Origin of the sequence: Pseudonocardia nigra, assembly GCF_019396355.1 — a bacterium.
GTDB lineage: Bacteria > Actinomycetota > Actinomycetes > Mycobacteriales > Pseudonocardiaceae > Pseudonocardia > Pseudonocardia nigra.
Window position 1 is genome coordinate 1 of record NZ_JAHKRK010000165.1, and the last position, 18,036, is coordinate 18,036.

Consider the following 18,036-nt stretch of genomic DNA (forward strand, 5'->3'; position numbering starts at 1 on the left):
ACCACACGACGCCCACGCCGAGATCGGCCACCGGCCGCTCCCCCAGCGGCAGCACCGCGGCCGCGAGCAACGCCGCCACCGGCAGCGCGGCCCCGCCGACCCGCCACAGCACCGCATCGGCCGCCACCGTGCGGCGCCGCTGCCCGACGAGCAGCCGCGCGGTCTCGCGGACGGGCGCGGCGAGCGCGACCCCGACGCCGCCGGGACCGCCGCGGGCCCGCGAGGCGAGTGCGGCGTCCCAGGCAACGGTCGCCCAGGTGGCCATGGCGAGCAGGACCGGCAGCAGGAGCACCGACCACAGCGGCAGCGCCGACGTTGCGGAGTCAGCCATGCCGGACCACCTCCCGGGCCCCGACGTGCGGGTCGAGCGCGGCCACGACCAGGCGCGCGGCGGCGAGCTCGGCGCCGATCAGGAGGTCGGGCAGCTCCTCGGTCCCGGGCCGCTCCGGGATCGCGCCCGTCGACGTCAGGGCGCTCCGCACCGCCGCGAGTCGCTGGTCGAGCAGCGCGGCGACGTCGACCGGGCCGGCCGGGATGCCGCGGACGAGCCACCGCAAGGTCCGGGACCGGCGCACCCGGCGCAGCAGCGCCTCGGCGGGCTCCCGCACCTCGGCGGGGGACGCGCCGGCGAGGAGCGCATCCCGCAGCCGCCGGGCCCGGGCCGCGGCGTCGGGCCAGCCGGCGACGCCGAGGAACCGCGCGAGGGCATCGAGCTCACGGACGGCGACACCGCCGGGAACGGGTGCGGCCGCCTGCTCGCCGTCGAGCACCTCGGCCACGGCCTCCTGGATCACGTCGCCCTGCAGGGTCACCCGCAGGACCAGCCCGGCGGGCCAGTCCGGCAGCACCGGGCCCAGCCGGAGGTGCAGCCGGTCGAGTTTCAGGCCGTCGCGGTCGTCGCCCAGGTCCGCCATGGGCAGCCCGCCGGGCATCTCCATGCCGCCGCCGTGGTGGTCGTGATGGCCGCCCCCGTGGTCACCGTGGTCGCCGTCGTCACCGTGATCAGCTTCGTCGCCGTGGTCGCCGTGGTCGCCGTCACCGTGATCAGCGTCGCCGTGGTCGCCGTGGTCGCCGTGGTCCCCCGGGTCGGAGGTGCCAGCAATGGCTGGTGGTCCGGATCGGCCAGCAGCGCGGCGGCGGCGTCGAGGGCGTCGCGCACCCGGGCCGGGTCGGCGACGGCAGCGCGGGCGCGTGGGGCCGGGACCTGCCGCCAGAGCCCGTCGACCACTGGGGCGAGCCCGGGCCCCACCTCGCCCGCGACGACGAGGAGGTCGGCGTCGGCCGGGGTGCTCGCGGTGGCCCAGCCGCGCCGGACCACCTCCGCCTCCAGCGCGTAGCGGGCGGCCGTCCCACCGACGGCGGGCACCATCAGGACGTGCGGGCGGCGGGCCGCGCCGCGCAGGAGCAGCGAGGTCAGACCCACCGGAAGGCCCCCTCGCGCCACGCGTAGAGCACCCCGGCGAACAGGATGCCGAGGAACAGGAACATCTCGATCACGGCGGCCGGGCCGACCCGGGACACGACGAGCGTCCACGGGTACATGAACAGCATCTCCATGTCGAAGGCCAGGAAGACCATCGTCACCGGGTACCAGCGCACGTGGAACCGGGACACGGCGTGCTCGGCAGGCGGCACACCCCCGGCGAACGCCGGTGCGGCGTCCATCGCCCGTTGCACCGCGGCCACCGCGGAGACGGCGTACCCGCCCAGCACGAGACCCACCGCAACGGCGAGCAGCGCGAGCAACGGGACGAAGCCGTCCACCGACACCTCCTCGCTTCGATACCCGTAAGGGGTACGCCATGATGGCCGCGGAGCGCGGATCTGTCCACCGCGGGGCACCACCGGGGTAGGCGACGCAGGCCGGAGCCAAACCAGCGGTGCTGAGGCAGCCGACACATACCCCCTCCCCGTACTACTCCAACAGAGTGATCTCCGCATCCGCAGGGGGCCGCGCGGTGCTAGCGTCCGCCGGGCTGGTACCCCTACCGGTAAAGAGTAAGAAATGTCAGCCACCTCACCGGCTGCCGCACGGCGCCGGCTCGGGCTGCTGGTCATCGCCACGGCCCAGTTCATGGTCATCATGGACACCTCGATCATCGGGGTCGCCCTGCCGCAGATGCAGGCCGACCTCGGCTTCTCCCCCGAGGGCCTGTCCTGGGTCTTCAACGCCTACGTGGTCGCCTTCGGCGGCCTGCTGCTGCTCGGCGGCAGGCTGTCGGACCTGTTCGGGGCCCGCAGGCTGTTCGCCATCGGCTGGGCGATCCTGCTCGGCGGCTCGGTGCTCGCCGGCGCCGCGGGCACCGCGGGCTGGGAGCTCACCGGCCGCGCCGTCCAGGGCGCGGGCGCGCGCATATCGCACTCCCTCGCTGCGCTCGGTCGGCGCTTCGCGCAGGGCGCTGTTTCATGATTCGCTCGCAAGCTCGCTCATGCCGCCCCGGCCGCCCTGACCCTGCTGATGATGCTGTTCGGCTCCGAACCGAAGGAGCTGACGAAGGCGCTGGCGCTCTACGGCGCCGCCGCACCGGCCGGCGGCACGGCCGGCGTCTTCCTCGGCGGGGTGATCACCGAATACCTCAGCTGGCCGTGGGTGTTCTACCTCAACGTCCCCATCGCGGTGGCGGTCCTCGCGGTCACCCCGTCCGTGATGCCCGCAGGTGGTCAGCGTCGCGGTTCGGTGGACGTCGTCGGCGCCGTCACGGTCACGGCCGGACTCGCGCTCGCCGTGTACGGCATCGTCCGCGCACCGGAGGCGGGCTGGTTCGCCGGCGAGACCCTGCTCGCGGTCGGGGCCGCGATCGTACTGCTGGCCGCGTTCGTCGCGCTCCAGACCCGCCGGCGCGACCCGCTTGTGCGGCTGGGCATCTTCCGCGCCCCGAACCTCGCCGCCGCCAACGTCGCGCAGCTGCTGCTCGGCGCGGCATGGATCCCGATGTGGTTCTTCCTGAACCTCTACCTGCAGCAGGTGCTGGGCTACACCGCGTTCCCGAGCGGCGCCGCGCTGCTGCCGATGACCATCGTGATCATGATCGGGATGATCGCCCTGGCCCCGCGGCTGATCGGCCGGATCGGGCCGAAGGCGCTGACCGTCACCGGGCTGGCCGTGCTCGCCGCCGGCATGGCGTGGCTGGCGTTCGTCCGACCCGACGGCACCTTCTGGGTGGACGTCCTGCCGGCCTCGGTCGTGGCCGCACTGGGCATGTCGATGGCGTTCATCCCCACCTTGGGCACAGCCGTGTCGGCGGCGCGACCCGAGGAGGGCGGCCTCGCCTCCGGCATCGTCAACACCAGCTACCAGGTGGGCTCCGCACTGGGCCTCGCGGCGATCACCGCGCTCGCCACCGTGCAGGGCGCGGACGCACTCGGTGACCCTGCCACGCTGACCGACGGCTACTCCGCCGCGTTCGTCGGGGCCGCCGTCGTCGCCCTCGTGGGCGCGGTGCTCGCCGCTGCCACCCTCCGCGGCGCGCGGACGCGAACGGGCGACGAGGCCCGTCCGTCGACGTCGCCTCGTGACCCCCACCCGAACGCTCGCCGCGCCGGTCGCCGGAAGACACCGGCGCGGCGAGCACCACCACCCCCAGGAGTCCTGATGGCCCGCCTGCGCCCCCTCGACCCCGACCAGGCCCCCTCGACCGCCCGCGACCTGCTCGGCGGCATCGTCGCCCGCCACGGCGACGCCGGCCCGATGGTGCGGACGATGGCCCACTCCCCCGCCGTGCTGCAGGGCTACCTCGAGCTGTCCCGGGCCATGAAGCGCTCCGCCATCGCCCGCCCGCTGAGCGAGAAGATCTCCCTGGCCGTGCAGGAGTGCTCGGCTGCGCGCTCTGCCTCGACGCCCACACGGCCGCGGCGCGCGCCGCGGGCGTCCCCGACGCCGAGATCGCGCTGGCCCGCCAGGGCACCGCCACCGACGCCCGCGAGGCCGCGCTCATCACCTACGCGATGCGCGTGCTCACCGAGCCGGGCTCGATCACCGACGCCGACGTCGAGGAGCTGCGCCACCACGGCTGGAGCGACCGGGTAGTCGCCGACGTCGTCGGGCTCGTCGCCCTCAACCAGCTCACCGGCGCGTTCAACCTGGTCGCAGGCCTGGAGCCGGCCGCAAGCCCGACGGGGGCCTGACGGGCCGATCGCCCAGTACTGTGGAGGGCGGTCGAGGAGGTCGGATGCACGGTTACACCCAGGACAAGGACGCCTACCTCAAGCGTCTGCGACGGGTCGAGGGGCAGGTCCGCGGCATCGCCAAGATGATCGAGGACGACAAGTACTGCATCGACGTCCTCACCCAAGTCTCCGCCGCGACGAAGGCCCTCGAGGCCGTCGCACTGGGCCTGCTCGACGAGCACCTCAAGCACTGCGTCGCCCAGGCCGCCGCCGACGGCGGCGCGGTCGCCGACCAGAAGATCGCGGAGGCGAGCGCGGCCATCGCGCGCCTCGTGAAATCGTAGCCGGTCCGAGTTCCCCCGCGGGAAGGCGGCTCTCCCCGACAGGAGCGCCGCCTTTCCGCTCTTCCGGCCTGCCCTGATCGGGCAACCGTACCCCCACCCCGTATCGTAGGTCACACCGCCGACCGTCAGGCACGGCTTGTGCCTACCCCCCTAGGGTATAGATTCGGTGGCGTCGACCGGGAGGAGGAGCGATGAACGGATACGCCGGCGACAAGGACGGCTACCTCAAGCGGATGCGCCGGATCGAGGGACAGGTCCGCGGGATCGCCAAGATGATCGAGGACGACAAGTACTGCATCGACGTCCTCACCCAGGTCTCCGCCGCGACGAAGGCCCTCGAGGCCGTCGCGCTGGGCCTGCTCGACGAGCACCTCAAGCACTGCGTCACCCAGGCCGCCGCCGAGGGCGGCACGTTGGCCGACGAGAAGGTCGCCGAGGCGAGCGCCGCGATCGCCCGCCTCGTCAAGTCCTGACCCGAGAGGAAGTGCAGTCATGAGCGAGAACACCTACACCGTCACCGGGATGACCTGCGGGCACTGCGTCGCCTCCGTCACGGAGGAGATCAGCGAGATCGACGGCGTCACCGACGTGGCGGTGGACCTGCCCACCGGCGCCGTCACCGTCACCAGCAGCCGCCCGGTCGACGACGCGGACGTCCGCGCCGCCGTCGAGGAAGCCGGGTACCAGCTCGCCGGCTGATCTGCCGGCCCGCACACAGGATGTGACATGAACACAGCCGCGAAGCTCTCCGCCTACGGTGCGGCGCTCGCCCTGCTCGTCGCAGGTGCGTACGCCGTCGGCACCGCTGTCGGTCCCCTCTCCGCTGACGCCGCGCGCGGCGACAGCACCCCCGACGCTGGGAGCGCCGGGCACGGGGATGCACATGGGGGATGGCAGCCGGCGGAGCCTGCGAAGCCGGCGGGGCGGGAAGAGCACAGCGGCGCCGTCGCGGTGAGTGCCAGCGACCAGCCCGGAGGGCTGGCGTCGAGCAGGGGCGGCTACACCTTCACGCCCACCGACCCGACGCTCACCCCGGGAACCTCCGAGGACTTCACCTTCCAGATCATCGGACCCGACGGCGCACCGGTCACCGCGTTCGACGTCGAGCACGACAAGCGCATGCACCTCATCATCGTGCGCCGCGACACCACCGGCTTCCAGCACGTGCACCCCGAGATGGCCGCGGACGGCACCTGGAGTGTCCCGCTGACGCTGCCCGCGGGCGGCAGCTACCGGGCCTTCGCCGACTTCACGCCCACCGGGGGCGCGGGCACCACGCTCGGCGTGGACCTCGCAGTGCCCGGCGCGTTCGAGCCGGTCACGCACGCACCCAGCCGGGTCGCGCAGGTCGACGGCTACACCGTCGAGCTCACCGGGGACCTGCTGCCCGGCCAGGGCTCGCCGGTCACGCTCACCGTGAGCCGCGACGGGCAGCCGGTCACCGACCTGCAGCCCTACCTCGCGGCGTACGGTCACCTGGTGGCGCTGCGCGACGGCGACCTCGCCTACCTGCACGTGCACCCCGACGGGTCCCCCGGCGACGGGCGCACCCCTGCCGGCCCGGACATCACGTTCCACGCCGAGGTGCCGACCGCGGGTACCTACCGGTTGTTCCTGGACTTCCAGCACGACGGCGTCGTCCGCACCGCGGAGTTCACCGTGCCCACCGGCCCGGCGAGCGCGACGCCCGTCCCCCCGGCGGCGCCGCACGGCGCCGACGGCCACGGCCACTGATCGGGAAGGAGAACGGCGACATGAGTACCCCCACGGCTCCCGTCACCGATGTCGAACTCGCGATCGGCGGCATGACCTGCGCCTCGTGCGCCAACCGGATCGAGCGCAAGCTCAACAAGCTCGACGGGGTGACCGCCAGCGTCAACTACGCCACGGAGAAGGCCAGGGTGAGCGCCCCGGCGGGCGTCGACCCGGCCGTCCTCGTGGCCCAGGTCGAGGCCGCGGGCTACACGGCCGAGCTGCCGAAGCCGCCGGCACCGGCCGACGACGCGGTCGCCCAGGCGGCGGCCGAGCCCGACGCGACCCGCCCGCTGCGCAACCGGCTGGTCACCAGCGCCGTGCTCGCGGTGCCGGTGATCGCGCTGGCGATGGTCCCGGCACTGCAGTTCACCTACTGGCAGTGGATCTCCCTCGCGCTCGCCGGCCCGGTCGTCACCTGGTCGGCCTGGCCGTTCCACCGGGCGGCCTGGGCGAACCTGCGGCACGGGGCCGCCACGATGGACACGCTGATCTCGATGGGCGTGCTCGCGGCGTTCCTGTGGTCGCTCTACGCCCTGCTGTTCGGCACCGCGGGTGTCCCGGGGATGGTGCACCCGTTCGAGCTGACCATCTCCCCCAGCGACGGCGCGGGCAACATCTACCTCGAGGTCGCGGCGGGCGTCACCACGTTCATCCTCGCCGGGCGCTACTTCGAGGCCCGCTCGAAGCGGCGGGCGGGCGCGGCCCTGCGGGCCCTGCTCGAGCTGGGCGCGAAGGACGTCACGGTGCGCCGCTCCGTCGATGGCAGGGACGCCGAGGTCCGGATCCCGACCGACCAGCTCGCGGTGGGCGACCGGTTCGTCGTCCGGCCCGGTGAGAAGATCGCCACGGACGGCGTGATCGAGGACGGCAACTCGGCCGTCGACGCGTCGATGCTCACCGGCGAGTCGGTGCCCGTCGAGGTCCGGCCCGGCGACACCGTCGTCGGCGCCACCGTCAACGCGGGCGGCCGGCTGGTCGTGCGGGCCACCCGCGTCGGTTCCGACACGCAGCTCGCCCAGATGGCGAAGCTCGTCGAGGACGCCCAGAGCGGCAAGGCGGCCGTGCAGCGGCTCGCCGACCGGATCTCCGGGGTGTTCGTGCCGATCGTGATCGCCCTCGCGGTGGCCACGCTCGGGTTCTGGCTCGGCACCGGTGCCGGCGCCGCGGCCGCGTTCACCGCCGCCGTCGCCGTGCTGATCATCGCCTGCCCGTGCGCGCTGGGGCTGGCCACGCCCACTGCACTGCTGGTGGGCACCGGGCGCGGCGCCCAGCTCGGGATCCTGATCAAGGGCCCGGAGGTGCTGGAGTCCACCCGACGCGTCGACACGGTCGTGCTGGACAAGACGGGCACGGTCACGACGGGTCAGATGAGCCTGGTGGGCGTCCACGTCGCCGACGGGGTCGACGAGGCCGAGGTGCTCCGGCTGGCCGGGGCGCTGGAGAACGCCTCCGAGCACCCGATCGCGGCGGCCGTGGCTCGCGGCGCCCGGGAGCGGCTGGGCACGCTGCCCGAGGTCGAGGAGTTCACCAACGTCGAGGGGCTCGGCGTGCAGGGCGTGGTCGACGGGCACGCGGTGCTCGTCGGGCGGTCCGCGCTGCTGGAGGACTGGAGCCAGCCGCTGGGGCCCGAGCTCGCCGCCGCGAAGGCCGCGGCGGAGCAGCAGGGCCGCACCGCGATCGCCGTGGCCTGGGACGGCGCCGCCCGCGCCGTGCTCACCGTCGCCGACACCGTCAAGCCGACGTCGGCGCAGGCCATCGCCCAGCTGCGGGCACTCGGGCTCACCCCGGTGCTGCTCACCGGCGACAACACCGCGGTCGCGCAGACGGTGGCGGCCGAGGTCGGGATCGAGACGGGGGGTGGGTCTCTCGGAGAGGGGGGCGGGAACGACAGAGTCGTGGCGGAGGTCCTCCCGGCCGACAAGGTCGACGTCGTCAAGCGGCTGCAGGCCGAGGGCAAGGTCGTGGCGATGGTCGGCGACGGGGTCAACGACGCCGCCGCGCTCGCCCAGGCCGACCTCGGGCTGGCCATGGGCACCGGCACCGACGTCGCCATCGAGGCCAGCGACATCACGCTGGTCAGGGGCGACCTGCGGGCCGCGGCGGACGCCATCCGGCTCTCCCGCCGCACGCTCGGCACGATCAAGGGCAACCTGTTCTGGGCGTTCGCCTACAACGTGGCCGCCCTGCCCCTGGCCGCCGCCGGGCTGCTGAACCCGATGCTCGCGGGTGCCGCGATGGCGTTCAGCTCGGTGTTCGTGGTGGCCAACAGCCTGCGGCTGCACCGGTTCGCCTCACGCGCGGACGAGCAGCCCGGGGGCACGACACGGACCGCGCGGCGGTCCGCACGGGAGCCGGTCGGCGCCCACTGATGGCCCGCCCCCCGTGGCAGCAAGGTGGCAATACTGCCGTCCAGTGGCAGTATTGCCACCTTGCTGGCGTTCGGCCGGAGGGTCAGGCGGCCTGCGACGCCGGCTTCAGGCTGCGGAGGCGGTCGGACAGGTCGCTCGCGAAGAAGTCGAGGAAGGCGTCCGGGTCGGGGCCCGCGTTCATCAGCACGATGCGGTCGAACCCCGCGTCCACGAACTGCTGCACCACCTCGACGTGCCGGTCCGGGTCCGGCCCGCACCCGAACTTCGCCATCACGTCCTCCTCGCGGACGGTGCTGGTCGCCGCGTCGAAGTTGACCGGGTTGGGCAGCTCGCTCATCACCTTCCAGCCGGTCAGCGCCCACCGGGTCGTCTCGCGGACGGCCTGGGCCGCGGTCCGCTCGTCCTTCGCCCAGGCCAGCGGGGCCTCCGCGTAGCCGGGCCCGCTGCCGCCCGCGTCGCGGTAGTGACTGACGATGTCGGGCTCCGGGTCGGTGGCGAACAGCCCGTCGCCGAGCTCGGCCGCGATCCACGCCGACGCCCGACCACTCGCGGCGACGGCGATCAGCGGCGGCTCCTCGGGCAGGTCGAACACGCGGGCGTCCTCGAGCTGGAGGTGCTTGCCCTCGTAGGAGTGGTACCCGCCGCTCCACAGCAGCCGGATGATCTCCAGCGCCTCGCGGAGCATCTCGTGCCGCTTGCGCACCGCCGGGAACTCCCGCCCGACGACGTGCTCGTTGAGCCGCTCACCCGCGCCGATCCCGAGCACGAACCGCCCGTCCGAGACCAGCCCGAGCGTGGCGGCGGCCTGCGCGATGATCGCCGGGTGGTAGCGCACCGTCGGGCAGGTCACGCCGGTGGCCAGGCCGATCCGCTCGGTACGGGCGGCGATCGCGCCCAGCACCGTCCAGGCGAAGGGTGAGTGCCCCTGGTTGTCCAGCCACGGGTGGAAGTGATCGCTCATCTCGACGAAGTCGAAGCCCGCCTCCTCGGCGCGCACGGTCTGGCGGATGAGCTCCGCGGGCCCGAATGCCTCGGCGGCCAGCTTGTACCCGATCTGCATGGGTCGCGAGGTACCCGGCATGCCGCCCCGGAAATGGCCTCCCGTCGCATCGGACGCCGCCACCCGGGGTATGCGCAGGTATGGCCGACAAGCACAAGCAAGCCGAGGACATGCGCGACGACGTGCCGTCGACGATCGCGCGCTCCGACGACAAGGCCGTCCGGACGTACAAGAAGACGCTGGAGTCCGCCGAGGACAGCTACGGCGACGGCGAACGCGCGCACCGCGCGGCCTACGCCTCCCTGAAGCACACCCACGAGAAGGTGGGCGACCACTGGGAGCCGAAGGACGAGAAGGGCCCGTCCGACGAGCGGGCGGAGAAGGGCGCGTCCGACTCCGGCGACAGCAAGACGGCCCAGGGCGTGAACGCGAACGCCAAGAAGGGGCACCTCGAGGACGTCGCGAAGAAGGTCGGCATCGACCATCCCGAGGACATCAAGAAGGCCGACCTGGTCGAGGAGATCGAGAAGGCCAACGCGCGCGAGACGCGCAAAGCGCGCGACAAGTAGCCGTCAGGGGTGCATCGGACGCGGTGAGCCGCGCAGCGCCCGGTAGCACGTGGCCAGCTGCTCACGGCTGCGCGCCGGCCGGATGGCCGCCCGGGTGGTGGCACCGAACCGGCAGCGCAGCGCGGTGGTCACCGCGCGGTGGGCGTGGGAGGTGAGGTCGTCGGCGCGGCCCGGCGGCGCGGCTCCGTGCAGGACCACGGCGTAGGTCAGCACCAGGCACGGGCCCTCGGTCCGGCTCAGCAACGGCACCCAGGTGAGCTCCGCCGTCATCGCCCGCCCGGGGGACGCCGTGATCGCGCGGAGCACCTCGGCCTCCACCGCGCCCGGATCGGCGTCGTCGGGCACCTGCACCCGCAGCAGCGCCGGAACGACCGCGTCCCGCCGGTCCACCACGACCCCGTCCTGCACAGCGTCACCCCTTCGGCCTCGTTGCCCGGTTCCTCCCTTTTACCTGGTGGCGTCGGGACCAGCCTGTGCTTGACCGATCAGGGAGACGGGGATCGCAACAGGCACATGGAACGATCGGCCGGGTGCGTGCCCAGCAGGTGATACCCGCGATCCGTCCGCTCGTCGAGGCCGGGGTCGTCCCCGGCGCCGTCGTCGGCCTGCGCCAGCACGGGGAGACGACCCTCGACGCCACGGGAAGGACCGAGCCCGGAGGCGAGGACCCGTTACGCCCCGACGCCCTCGTGCGGATCAGCTCGAACACCAAGCCGATGATCGCGGCTCTCACCTTGCTGCTGGCGCAGGACGGCGTCCTGGCCCTCGACGACCCCGTGGAGCGATTCCTCCCCGAGCTCGCCGGCCGACGCGTCCTGCGACGGCTCGACGGCCCCCTCGACGAGACCGAGCCCGCCCAGTGGTACTCCTGGCCGGACCACGAGCTCGCCGCCGTCCTGGTCACCCAGGTCCTGCCACCCTCCGGCGAGGTGTTCGAGGCGTTCACCAACGCGATCGAGAGCGACCTCACCTGCTGAGCGCGCCATTCGGTCGGTGACCGATCGGGGAGTCGCAGCCGGCTTCAGCCCGGCCGGCCCGTCGAGGGCGTGGCCGATCTCGATCAGTGCTTCGGCTCCACCGCCGCGGGCCTGGGCATCCAGCTCGCCGGCGACTCGCGGGATCGTGGCCCCTCGGCCCCGCGAGTCGCCCGTTTCCTCCCCGCGAGTCGCCCGTTCGCGCCATCCGAGTCGAACCCCTGCGCCAATCGGCTTGACCGGCGCGCACCGGACCCGTACTTTGCCCTCCAGGTCAAGAGCGCCAGCGTCAAGCCCCGGCTCGCTGGCCGGCAACCCTCCTCCGCGGTGGGGTGCTCCGGGTGACGACCAGGCCGCCGTGGAGCCACGGCGGCAAGCGCGGATCCGACACATCCCGGGTCCTGAGAGGGTCCGGAGGACCGTCATGACCGCTGTGCTGCCCGCCCGCCCCGACACGCCCCGCCCGGCCGCACCGCGGCTCCCGCGCGTCGTCGGCGACCTCGAGGTCCCGCTCGTCACCGGCGGCCGGGTGCCGTACGCCAACCTGGACCTCGCCGCGAGCGCGCCCGCGCTGTGCGCGGTGGCCGACCACGTCGCCACGCTGCTGCCCTACTACGCGAGCGTGCATCGCGGCGCCGGGTACGCCTCGCAGGTCTGCACCTCGGTGCTCGAGCGGGCGAGGGACACCGTCGCCCGGTTCGTCGGCGCCCGCGCCGACGACGTCGTGGTGTTCACCCGCAACACCACCGACGCACTGAACCTGCTCGCCGGGTGCGTGCCCGGCGGCGTCCTGTGCCTGGACGTGGAGCACCACGCCAACCTGCTCGCCTGGCGGTCCGCAGGACATCGCGTGCTGCGTTCCGCGGGCACCGTCGAGCGAACCCTCGACGACCTGCGGGCCGCACTCGCCGCCGAGCCGACGGCGCTGCTCGCCGTCACCGGCGCGTCGAACGTGACGGGCGAGGTGCTCCCGCTGGAGCGGGTGGCGGCCCTCGCGCACGCGGCCGGGGCGCGCGTGGTCGTCGACGCGGCCCAGCTCGCCCCGCACCGCCGGATCGACATCGCCGCGGCCGGCGTGGACTACCTCGCCCTCTCGGGACACAAACTGTACGCGCCCTACGGGGCCGGCGCGCTGGTCGGCCGCCGCGACTGGCTCGACGTCGCCGCCCCACACCTCGCGGGCGGCGGGGCCGTGCGCCGGGTGGCGACGACACCGGCCGGGACTGCGGAGGTGACCTGGGCGCCCGCACCGCACCGGCACGAGGCCGGCACCCACGTGCTCGGCGCCGCCGCGCTCGCCCAGGCCTGCCGCACCCTGGACGGCGTGCTCGACGCGGCCGGGCCGGCGCACGAGCGCGCACTCCTCGACCGGCTGACGGACGGGCTGGCCGCGCTCCCCCGCGTCCGCCCGCTGCGGATCTGGCCGGACAGCACCGACCGGGTGGCCGTGCTGAGCTTCGTGGTGGACGGCGTGCCCGCCGGGCTCGTCGCCGCTCACCTGTCCGCGGAACACGGGGTCGGCGTGCGCGACGGCAAGTTCTGCGCCCACCCGCTGCTCGACCGCCTCCCCGGCGCCGCGGACGGCGCCGTGCGGGCGAGCCTCGGCCTCGGCACCACCGCCTCCGACGTCGACCGGCTCGTCGAGGCGGTGCGGTCCCTCGTCACGCACGGACCTCGCTGGACCTATGGCGTCGTCGACGGCCGCTGGGCCCCGACCCCCGACCCGCGCGACCACGACCCGCTCGGCCTCGGGCCCAGCCGCGCCCTCGCCGCTGCCGGCTGCGGCGAGTGAGGCGCGCCGCCGTCGTCAGGTGACGAATTCGCCCCCGAGCAGGCGCTCCCTGGCGAGGCGCTCCACCAGCTCGGGCAGGGCCCCACGGGCGAGCCCTGCAGGTCCCGCCGGCAGCCGAGGATCACCCGGCTGATCGTGCCCAGGTCCACCCTCGCCGCGAACTCGGCCATGAGCCGCTCCGCGACGTCGGCGAACGAGTGGTCGGCGGCGCCGGCGGGCGTCGTGATGTTCAACATCGTGCGTCCTGTCCTGACAGGTGAGGTGAAGTCGGAACGGCGGTCGAGCTCAGCGGAGCCCCATCACCTCGACGTTCCGGTCGGGCGCCTGCCGTGGCAGCGGAAGCGCGTGCTCCCCGCACTCGGCGCGGTCGGCCCGGTCGAGCTGCTCGGCCAGCCGCACGGCCGCCCGGCGGACCGGCTCGGGCAGCCCGTCGGGGTGCTCGACGAGCTCCCGGCTGAGGGCGTCGAGCAGGTGGCAGACCGCGAGCAGCGTCTGTTCCTCGCCCAGCCCGCGGTCGCGGTGGCGACAGATCCGGCGCCGGAGCAGCTGCGACGCCTGCAGGCACGCGCCGGCCGCAGGCTCGGCCGCCCGCCCGTTCACGGCCTGCCCTCCCGCGGCGCCGGAACCTGCGCGGGCGGCGGCGCGGGCACGTCGAGCCCGTCGTTGTCGCCGGGGTCGTCGAAGTCCTCGAGAGCGACGCCGTGCAGGGCGGAGAGCACGCGCAGCACCTCCTGGGCCGCCGGGTCGGGCGCGAGAGCGTGCGGGCCCACCTCGGGCGACGCCTCGGGAATCCCGCCGTCGGACAGGGTGCCGCCGGAAACACAGGTCGCGTCGCTCATCAGACTTCTCCTACCTGCAATCTGCGAAATCTTCACCAACCGTAGTAGATATTGTGTGACAGCGCTCACGATCGCAACCGCTGAACGGTCGGATCTCAACGCGCGTGACGGGGCGGGCGGCAACCAGAAGTGGATCACCCGGGCGGAGGTCTCCCGTTTCTTGCAGCGGCCGGCGCAGATATGCTGACCCGATCCTGGTGAGGACCCGTGCGGAGACGAGGAAGGGCAGGCGCCGAGGAGACCGATGGGACTTGACCGCCTCAACGACGACGACTACCCGGTGTGGACGATGGGCCAGGCTGCCGAGCTCCTCGACGTGGAGCCCGCCTTCCTGCGCAGCCTCGACGCCACCGCGGTGATCCGTCCGCACCGATCAGCAGGGGGGCATCGTCGCTACTCGCGGCGCCAACTCCACGTGGCCGCCCGCATGCGTGCGCTCCTCGACGAAGGGCTCACCAGCTCCGCGGCCTCCCGGATCCTCGTGTTGGAGGACGAGCTCGCCCAGGCCAGGCGGGAGATCGCCGAGCTCGAACGCCGGCGCGACGGCACCGAGCCGGGCCGCCGCGGGTAGGCCACCCGCGAGCGGCGTACCGGCGGCCCGTCACTCCCCGGTGCCGGCGACCTCTCCGGACCCGTCGCCGCTCGGGTCGCCCAGCGGCTCGTCCCCGGCGATCTCGAGGTAGGTGTCGATCTCCTCGGGGGTGGGGTCGACGCTCACCGACTCGGCGTACGCCTCGGCCGCCTCGGGGTCGTGCTCACTGCCGGGCTCCGCCGTCCCGGCGTTCGGGAGGTTCTCGTCAGGAACGGTCATGCTCGCCTCTACCCCGCTTTCCGGTCCGTCAGGCGTGACACCCCCTACAGGGGCGGCAGCTTCTGGTGCCGCCCCACCAGCGGGGCGAGCGGATCGCCCTTCCGCCGCAACCGCTCGACGACGCTCCGCACCGTCCACCGGTCCGGCCGCAGGTCCGGGTCGTCCAGCTCGTCCCATGTGATCGGGACCGACACCGGCGCCCCCGCTGCGGGGCGCGCGCTGAACGGCGCGATGAGCGTCTTGTTGATCGCGTTCTGGGTGTAGTCCAGCCGCGCGAGCCCTTCCCGGCGGTCCTTGTGCCACTCCCAGCTGATCAGGTCGGGCACCGTGCGTCCGATCGCCCGCGACACCTTCTCCACCCACGCCCGGGTGTCGGCGAACGTGTAGCCGGGCGCGACCGGCACCCAGATCTGCACCCCACGCTTGCCGGTGACCTTCGGCATCGCGCTCACGCCCAGGTGGTCCAGCGCGGTGCGGTAGAGCCGCGCGAGCACGAGGACCTCGTCGAACCCGGTGCTCGTACCGGGGTCGACGTCGATCAGGGCCCAGGTCGGCTGGTGCACGTCGGGCAGCCGGGACGTCCACGGGTTCAGCTCGATCGCGGCGAAGTTCGCCATCCACACGAGTGCGGGCACGCTGTCCACCACCGCGTAGCACTCGGTCTCGCCCGGGTCGGCCTCCGCGTTGCGCCACCTGGCGAGCCACTCCGGCGCGTGCCCCGGCACCTCCTTGTGCCAGAAGCCCGGCCGGTCGACCCCGTCCGGGTAGCGGTGCAGGTTCACGGGCCGGTCAACCAGGTACGGGAGCAGGTACGGGCCGATCACGGCGTGGTAGCGCACGAAGTCGCGCTTGGTCACCGGCTCCTCGCCCTTCCGGGCGGGGAAGAGGGCCTTGTCCAGGTTGGTGAGCTTCAGCTCGCGCCCCTGCACGGCCCAGCTGCCGGCCCGCCCGAGCCGGTCGAGCGCGGCGAGCTCGTCGTCGGTCGGCGGGTCCCAGGAGCGGGTGGGCCCGCCGAGCGCGACGGCGGCCTCCGCGGCCGGCAGGTCGCTGCGCCACAGCGCGTCGGGGTCGGCGGCGACCTCGTCGTTGGTGCGGCCGGTCTTCACCGACCGGCCGTGCTCCTCCGGATCCCACCCCTGCCGGGCGTGCTCGTCGTTCTTGTGGATCAGCAGCCACTGCTCCTTGCCCGGCCTCCCGTCGCCCCGGCGCACGAGCACGAAGCGGCCCGCGAGCTTCTCCCCGCTCAGGTCGAAGTGCAGCTCACCGCGCTCGATCGCGCGGGCCGCGTCGTCGGTGCCCGACGGCTCCCACGTCCCCCAGTCCCAGACGATCACGTCCCCGCCGCCGTACTCGCCCTTCGGGATCACGCCCTCGAAGTCGAAGTACTCGACCGGGTGGTCCTCCACGTGCACCGCGGTGTGCCGGGCCGCCGGGTCCAGGGTCGGCCCGCGGGGCACCGCCCAGCTGACGAGCACCCCGTCGACCTCGAGCCGCAGGTCGTAGTGCAGCCGCCGCGCGCGGTGGCGCTGCACGACGAACCGGCTCGACCCGGTGGGCGCCGCCGCGCCCGCGGGCTCGGGGGTCGCGGAGAAGTCGCGCTTGGCCCGGTAGGTGGCGAGCCGTTCGTCCATGCGATCAGCGCGCTGTCCCGCCCCGCCCGTCCCGGTGCTCGGGGGGCTGCCACGGCCACAGGAGTGCGGCCATGATCCCCACGAGCACGAAGCCGGTGAGGATCAGCGAGGCGTTGCTCGACGGGTCGGGCGCATCGCCGACGACCTCCGGGTTCGCCGATTCGACCACGTAGAGCAGGACGAACACGACGCCGAGCAGCACGACGGCGGGCTTGACGAGGCGCTTGCGGGGTGCGACGGCCAGTGCGGCGGCGCCCGCGAGCAGGTGGATCAGGTACACCCACACCCACCCGTCGGCCAGCAGCTCGACGAGACCGACCACCACCAGCACGGCGCCGAGGGCCGCGAGGATCCACTGCGGCGGTTCCATGCGGGCGAGGGTGTGTCGGGGACCGGCGGCGGACAGTCTGCTCATTCCACTTCACCTCGCTGCGGGGGGTCGAGCCGTGCCCTCACGGACTTCCCGGCGACCGCCAGGGCAAACCGCGCCGTCCCTCGGTCACCGTCACCTCTCACTGCGCCATCTGGCTACGGCGGCGCTGCTCCCGCTGACTGTAGGCGGCCTGCCGCACGGTCGAGTCGTCCTCGAGCCCGGAGCCGACCGCGCCCGCGACGAGGCCCATCGCGGTCGCCATCAGCGCCACCCGCAGGTAGTCGAACGGACCGATCGGGCGGCCGAGCTGGGTGGCGAAGAAGTCGGGCGGGATGACCACGACCGCCGCCGTGAGGTTGATCAGCAGCAGCGCCCCGAAGAACAGCAGTACCCCGGTGACGACGGTGACGACCGTGCTCGCGTTGATCAGCCGGTACACCGGGGCGGAGCGCCGCTCCCACAGCCCGTGCCCGGCGATGAGCCAGACCACGAACACCGTGACCGCCCCACCGGTCACCGCGACGAACCGCCACCAGTCCAACTGTGCGCCCAGCGTCCAGATGGTGGAGTAGAGGATGCCGAACAGGCTGCCGGTCGCGGCCCCCGCGAGCGCCGTCGAGAGCCCGACCGTGAGGTGCCACGGCCGGTTGGCCCGGACCAGCCCGGCCAGCAGCCGCAGCGCCCCCCAGCTGCGCACCAGCTCGGTGTCGACGTCCTTGTCCACCGGCGCCGCCCGCCGTGCGAGCCCGGCCGTTGCCGACGGCCGCTCGTCGGTCGGCGCGTCGGCGCGGTCGACGGCGATCAAGCCGCCCGCGAGCTCGTCGACGAGTGCGACGATGACGTCGCGGGTGTGCCGCGTCAGCCGGAACCCGCCCATCGCGGGCAACGACAACAGCGCCACGTGGTCGCGGATGCTCACATCGGCGACCACCGCGCCGTTCGCGGTGCGGATCGGGACGTCGGTGATGCAGATGGCGATGTCCCAGCCCACCCCGCTGACGCGCTGGCGGGCCTTGTCCAGCAGCCGGTCGTAGTCGGGGGCGCCCGCCTCGAACGGGTCGCAGACCGTCTCCACCTCCCAGGAGACCTGGTCGGTGATCCGCTCGGCGAGCACGTCCGGGAGGTCCTCGGCGATCCGCCGCGCGATCTCGACCGGCAGGTCGGGGTCGGCGAGCAACCCGACGACCACCGACGTGCCATCCTCCGCCGGGCCGTCGTCCGGGTCGTGACCTGTAGTGGGAGAGGAGCGCATCGCGGGCCGGATACCCCGCGCTGCCGAAGGGAAACGGCCGATGGTCGCCGGCGGGCCGGGGCGAGAAACCGATGCCGCCCGTACCGTGCCCCGGCTACGGTCGCACCGGACCCGCGCCCGGAGCCGTCACGCTGTTCCCGCGCCCGACACCAGAGGTGCTCTGAACGCGCGAACGGCACTTTCACACGAACCTGTCGTGCGAAAGTGCCGTTCGCGCACT

General features: G+C 73.7%; 21 protein-coding genes, 2 pseudogenes and 1 riboswitch. Of the genes and pseudogenes, 11 read left to right on the top strand and 12 right to left on the bottom strand.

Features of this window, described 5'->3' with window-relative positions:
- The 4 genes and pseudogenes from KME75_RS29695 to KME75_RS43860 form a co-directional block, all read right to left on the bottom strand.
- Positions 1–331, bottom strand: a pseudogene (locus tag KME75_RS29695) (NADH-quinone oxidoreductase subunit H); the annotation flags it as partial.
- Positions 324–938: a hypothetical protein gene (locus KME75_RS29700; protein ID WP_219418203.1), complete on the bottom strand. Its 615-nt coding sequence runs from the start codon at positions 936–938 to the stop codon at positions 324–326. The gene KME75_RS29700 and the pseudogene KME75_RS29695, both read right to left, overlap by 8 nt.
- Positions 881–1,423: a hypothetical protein gene (locus tag KME75_RS29705; protein WP_219418204.1), complete on the bottom strand. Its 543-nt coding sequence runs from the start codon at positions 1,421–1,423 to the stop codon at positions 881–883. Before KME75_RS29705 ends, KME75_RS29700 begins: the two co-directional genes overlap by 58 nt.
- Entirely contained in the window at positions 1,414–1,764 is a 351-nt protein-coding gene (locus KME75_RS43860; protein ID WP_308283214.1) for an NADH-quinone oxidoreductase subunit A, read from the bottom strand. The genes KME75_RS29705 and KME75_RS43860 overlap by 10 nt, the downstream gene beginning before the upstream one ends.
- A 241-nt stretch (positions 1,765–2,005) precedes the next feature.
- Here KME75_RS43860 and KME75_RS29715 point away from each other — a divergent pair.
- The 7 genes and pseudogenes from KME75_RS29715 to KME75_RS29745 form a co-directional block, all read left to right on the top strand.
- Positions 2,006–3,481 (top strand): annotated as a pseudogene (locus KME75_RS29715) (MFS transporter); the annotation flags it as partial.
- Positions 3,482–3,810: 329 nt separating this feature from the next.
- On the top strand, positions 3,811–4,125 hold the full coding sequence (locus KME75_RS47615; protein WP_504739529.1) for a carboxymuconolactone decarboxylase family protein: 315 nt from the start codon (positions 3,811–3,813) through the stop codon (positions 4,123–4,125).
- A 44-nt stretch (positions 4,126–4,169) separates the two neighbouring features.
- Entirely contained in the window at positions 4,170–4,451 is a 282-nt protein-coding gene (locus KME75_RS29725; RefSeq protein WP_219418206.1) for a metal-sensitive transcriptional regulator, read from the top strand.
- Between the two features lie 191 nt (positions 4,452–4,642).
- On the top strand, positions 4,643–4,924 hold the full coding sequence (locus tag KME75_RS29730) for a metal-sensitive transcriptional regulator (protein WP_219418207.1): 282 nt from the start codon (positions 4,643–4,645) through the stop codon (positions 4,922–4,924).
- Between the two features lie 19 nt (positions 4,925–4,943).
- Positions 4,944–5,150 (top strand): heavy-metal-associated domain-containing protein, encoded by a 207-nt coding sequence (locus KME75_RS29735; protein ID WP_219418208.1) that lies wholly within the window; start codon positions 4,944–4,946, stop codon positions 5,148–5,150.
- Between the two features lie 27 nt (positions 5,151–5,177).
- Positions 5,178–6,185: a DUF8832 domain-containing protein gene (locus KME75_RS29740; protein ID WP_219418209.1), complete on the top strand. Its 1,008-nt coding sequence runs from the start codon at positions 5,178–5,180 to the stop codon at positions 6,183–6,185.
- 20 nt (positions 6,186–6,205) lie between these two features.
- Positions 6,206–8,575, top strand: a complete 2,370-nt coding sequence (locus tag KME75_RS29745) for a heavy metal translocating P-type ATPase (protein WP_219418210.1) — start codon at positions 6,206–6,208, stop codon at positions 8,573–8,575.
- Between the two features lie 82 nt (positions 8,576–8,657).
- On the opposite strand, the gene KME75_RS29750 is transcribed toward KME75_RS29745, so the two are convergent.
- On the bottom strand, positions 8,658–9,635 hold the full coding sequence (locus KME75_RS29750) for a TIGR03557 family F420-dependent LLM class oxidoreductase (RefSeq protein ID WP_219418211.1): 978 nt from the start codon (positions 9,633–9,635) through the stop codon (positions 8,658–8,660).
- An 80-nt stretch (positions 9,636–9,715) separates the two neighbouring features.
- Between KME75_RS29750 and KME75_RS29755 the strand changes: the two genes are divergently transcribed.
- Positions 9,716–10,144: a ChaB family protein gene (locus tag KME75_RS29755; RefSeq protein ID WP_246633104.1), complete on the top strand. Its 429-nt coding sequence runs from the start codon at positions 9,716–9,718 to the stop codon at positions 10,142–10,144.
- A gap of 3 nt (positions 10,145–10,147) precedes the next feature.
- On the opposite strand, the gene KME75_RS29760 is transcribed toward KME75_RS29755, so the two are convergent.
- Complete coding sequence (locus KME75_RS29760) at positions 10,148–10,552, bottom strand: hypothetical protein (RefSeq protein WP_219418212.1); 405 nt, start codon at positions 10,550–10,552, stop codon at positions 10,148–10,150.
- Between the two features lie 122 nt (positions 10,553–10,674).
- Between KME75_RS29760 and KME75_RS29765 the strand changes: the two genes are divergently transcribed.
- Entirely contained in the window at positions 10,675–11,121 is a 447-nt protein-coding gene (locus tag KME75_RS29765; RefSeq protein ID WP_308283216.1) for a serine hydrolase, read from the top strand.
- Positions 11,122–11,390: 269 nt separating this feature from the next.
- A riboswitch (SAM riboswitch) is annotated at positions 11,391–11,503 on the top strand.
- A gap of 39 nt (positions 11,504–11,542) precedes the next feature.
- Positions 11,543–12,910: an aminotransferase class V-fold PLP-dependent enzyme gene (locus KME75_RS29770; protein ID WP_219418213.1), complete on the top strand. Its 1,368-nt coding sequence runs from the start codon at positions 11,543–11,545 to the stop codon at positions 12,908–12,910.
- 285 nt (positions 12,911–13,195) lie between these two features.
- On the opposite strand, the gene KME75_RS29775 is transcribed toward KME75_RS29770, so the two are convergent.
- Together KME75_RS29775 and KME75_RS29780 are read right to left on the bottom strand one after the other, a co-directional pair.
- Positions 13,196–13,510, bottom strand: a complete 315-nt coding sequence (locus tag KME75_RS29775) for a hypothetical protein (protein ID WP_219418214.1) — start codon at positions 13,508–13,510, stop codon at positions 13,196–13,198.
- Positions 13,507–13,749, bottom strand: coding sequence for a hypothetical protein (locus KME75_RS29780; RefSeq protein ID WP_219418215.1), 243 nt, complete (start codon positions 13,747–13,749; stop codon positions 13,507–13,509). The genes KME75_RS29775 and KME75_RS29780 overlap by 4 nt, the downstream gene beginning before the upstream one ends.
- A 244-nt stretch (positions 13,750–13,993) precedes the next feature.
- Between KME75_RS29780 and KME75_RS29785 the strand changes: the two genes are divergently transcribed.
- A complete protein-coding gene (locus KME75_RS29785) occupies positions 13,994–14,320 on the top strand; it encodes a MerR family transcriptional regulator (protein ID WP_246633105.1) in 327 nt (108 codons plus the stop codon).
- Positions 14,321–14,350: 30 nt separating this feature from the next.
- Here the strand turns inward: KME75_RS29785 and KME75_RS29790 are convergent, their stop codons facing one another.
- From KME75_RS29790 to KME75_RS29805, 4 genes are all read right to left on the bottom strand, one after another.
- Positions 14,351–14,560, bottom strand: coding sequence for a hypothetical protein (locus KME75_RS29790; protein WP_219418216.1), 210 nt, complete (start codon positions 14,558–14,560; stop codon positions 14,351–14,353).
- A 44-nt stretch (positions 14,561–14,604) separates the two neighbouring features.
- Positions 14,605–16,191 (bottom strand): non-homologous end-joining DNA ligase LigD, encoded by a 1,587-nt coding sequence (locus KME75_RS29795; RefSeq protein WP_219418217.1) that lies wholly within the window; start codon positions 16,189–16,191, stop codon positions 14,605–14,607.
- 4 nt (positions 16,192–16,195) lie between these two features.
- Complete coding sequence (locus KME75_RS29800; RefSeq protein ID WP_219418218.1) at positions 16,196–16,606, bottom strand: hypothetical protein; 411 nt, start codon at positions 16,604–16,606, stop codon at positions 16,196–16,198.
- Between the two features lie 97 nt (positions 16,607–16,703).
- Complete coding sequence (locus KME75_RS29805; protein ID WP_219418219.1) at positions 16,704–17,816, bottom strand: hypothetical protein; 1,113 nt, start codon at positions 17,814–17,816, stop codon at positions 16,704–16,706.
- Between the last annotated feature and the right edge of the window lie 220 nt (positions 17,817–18,036).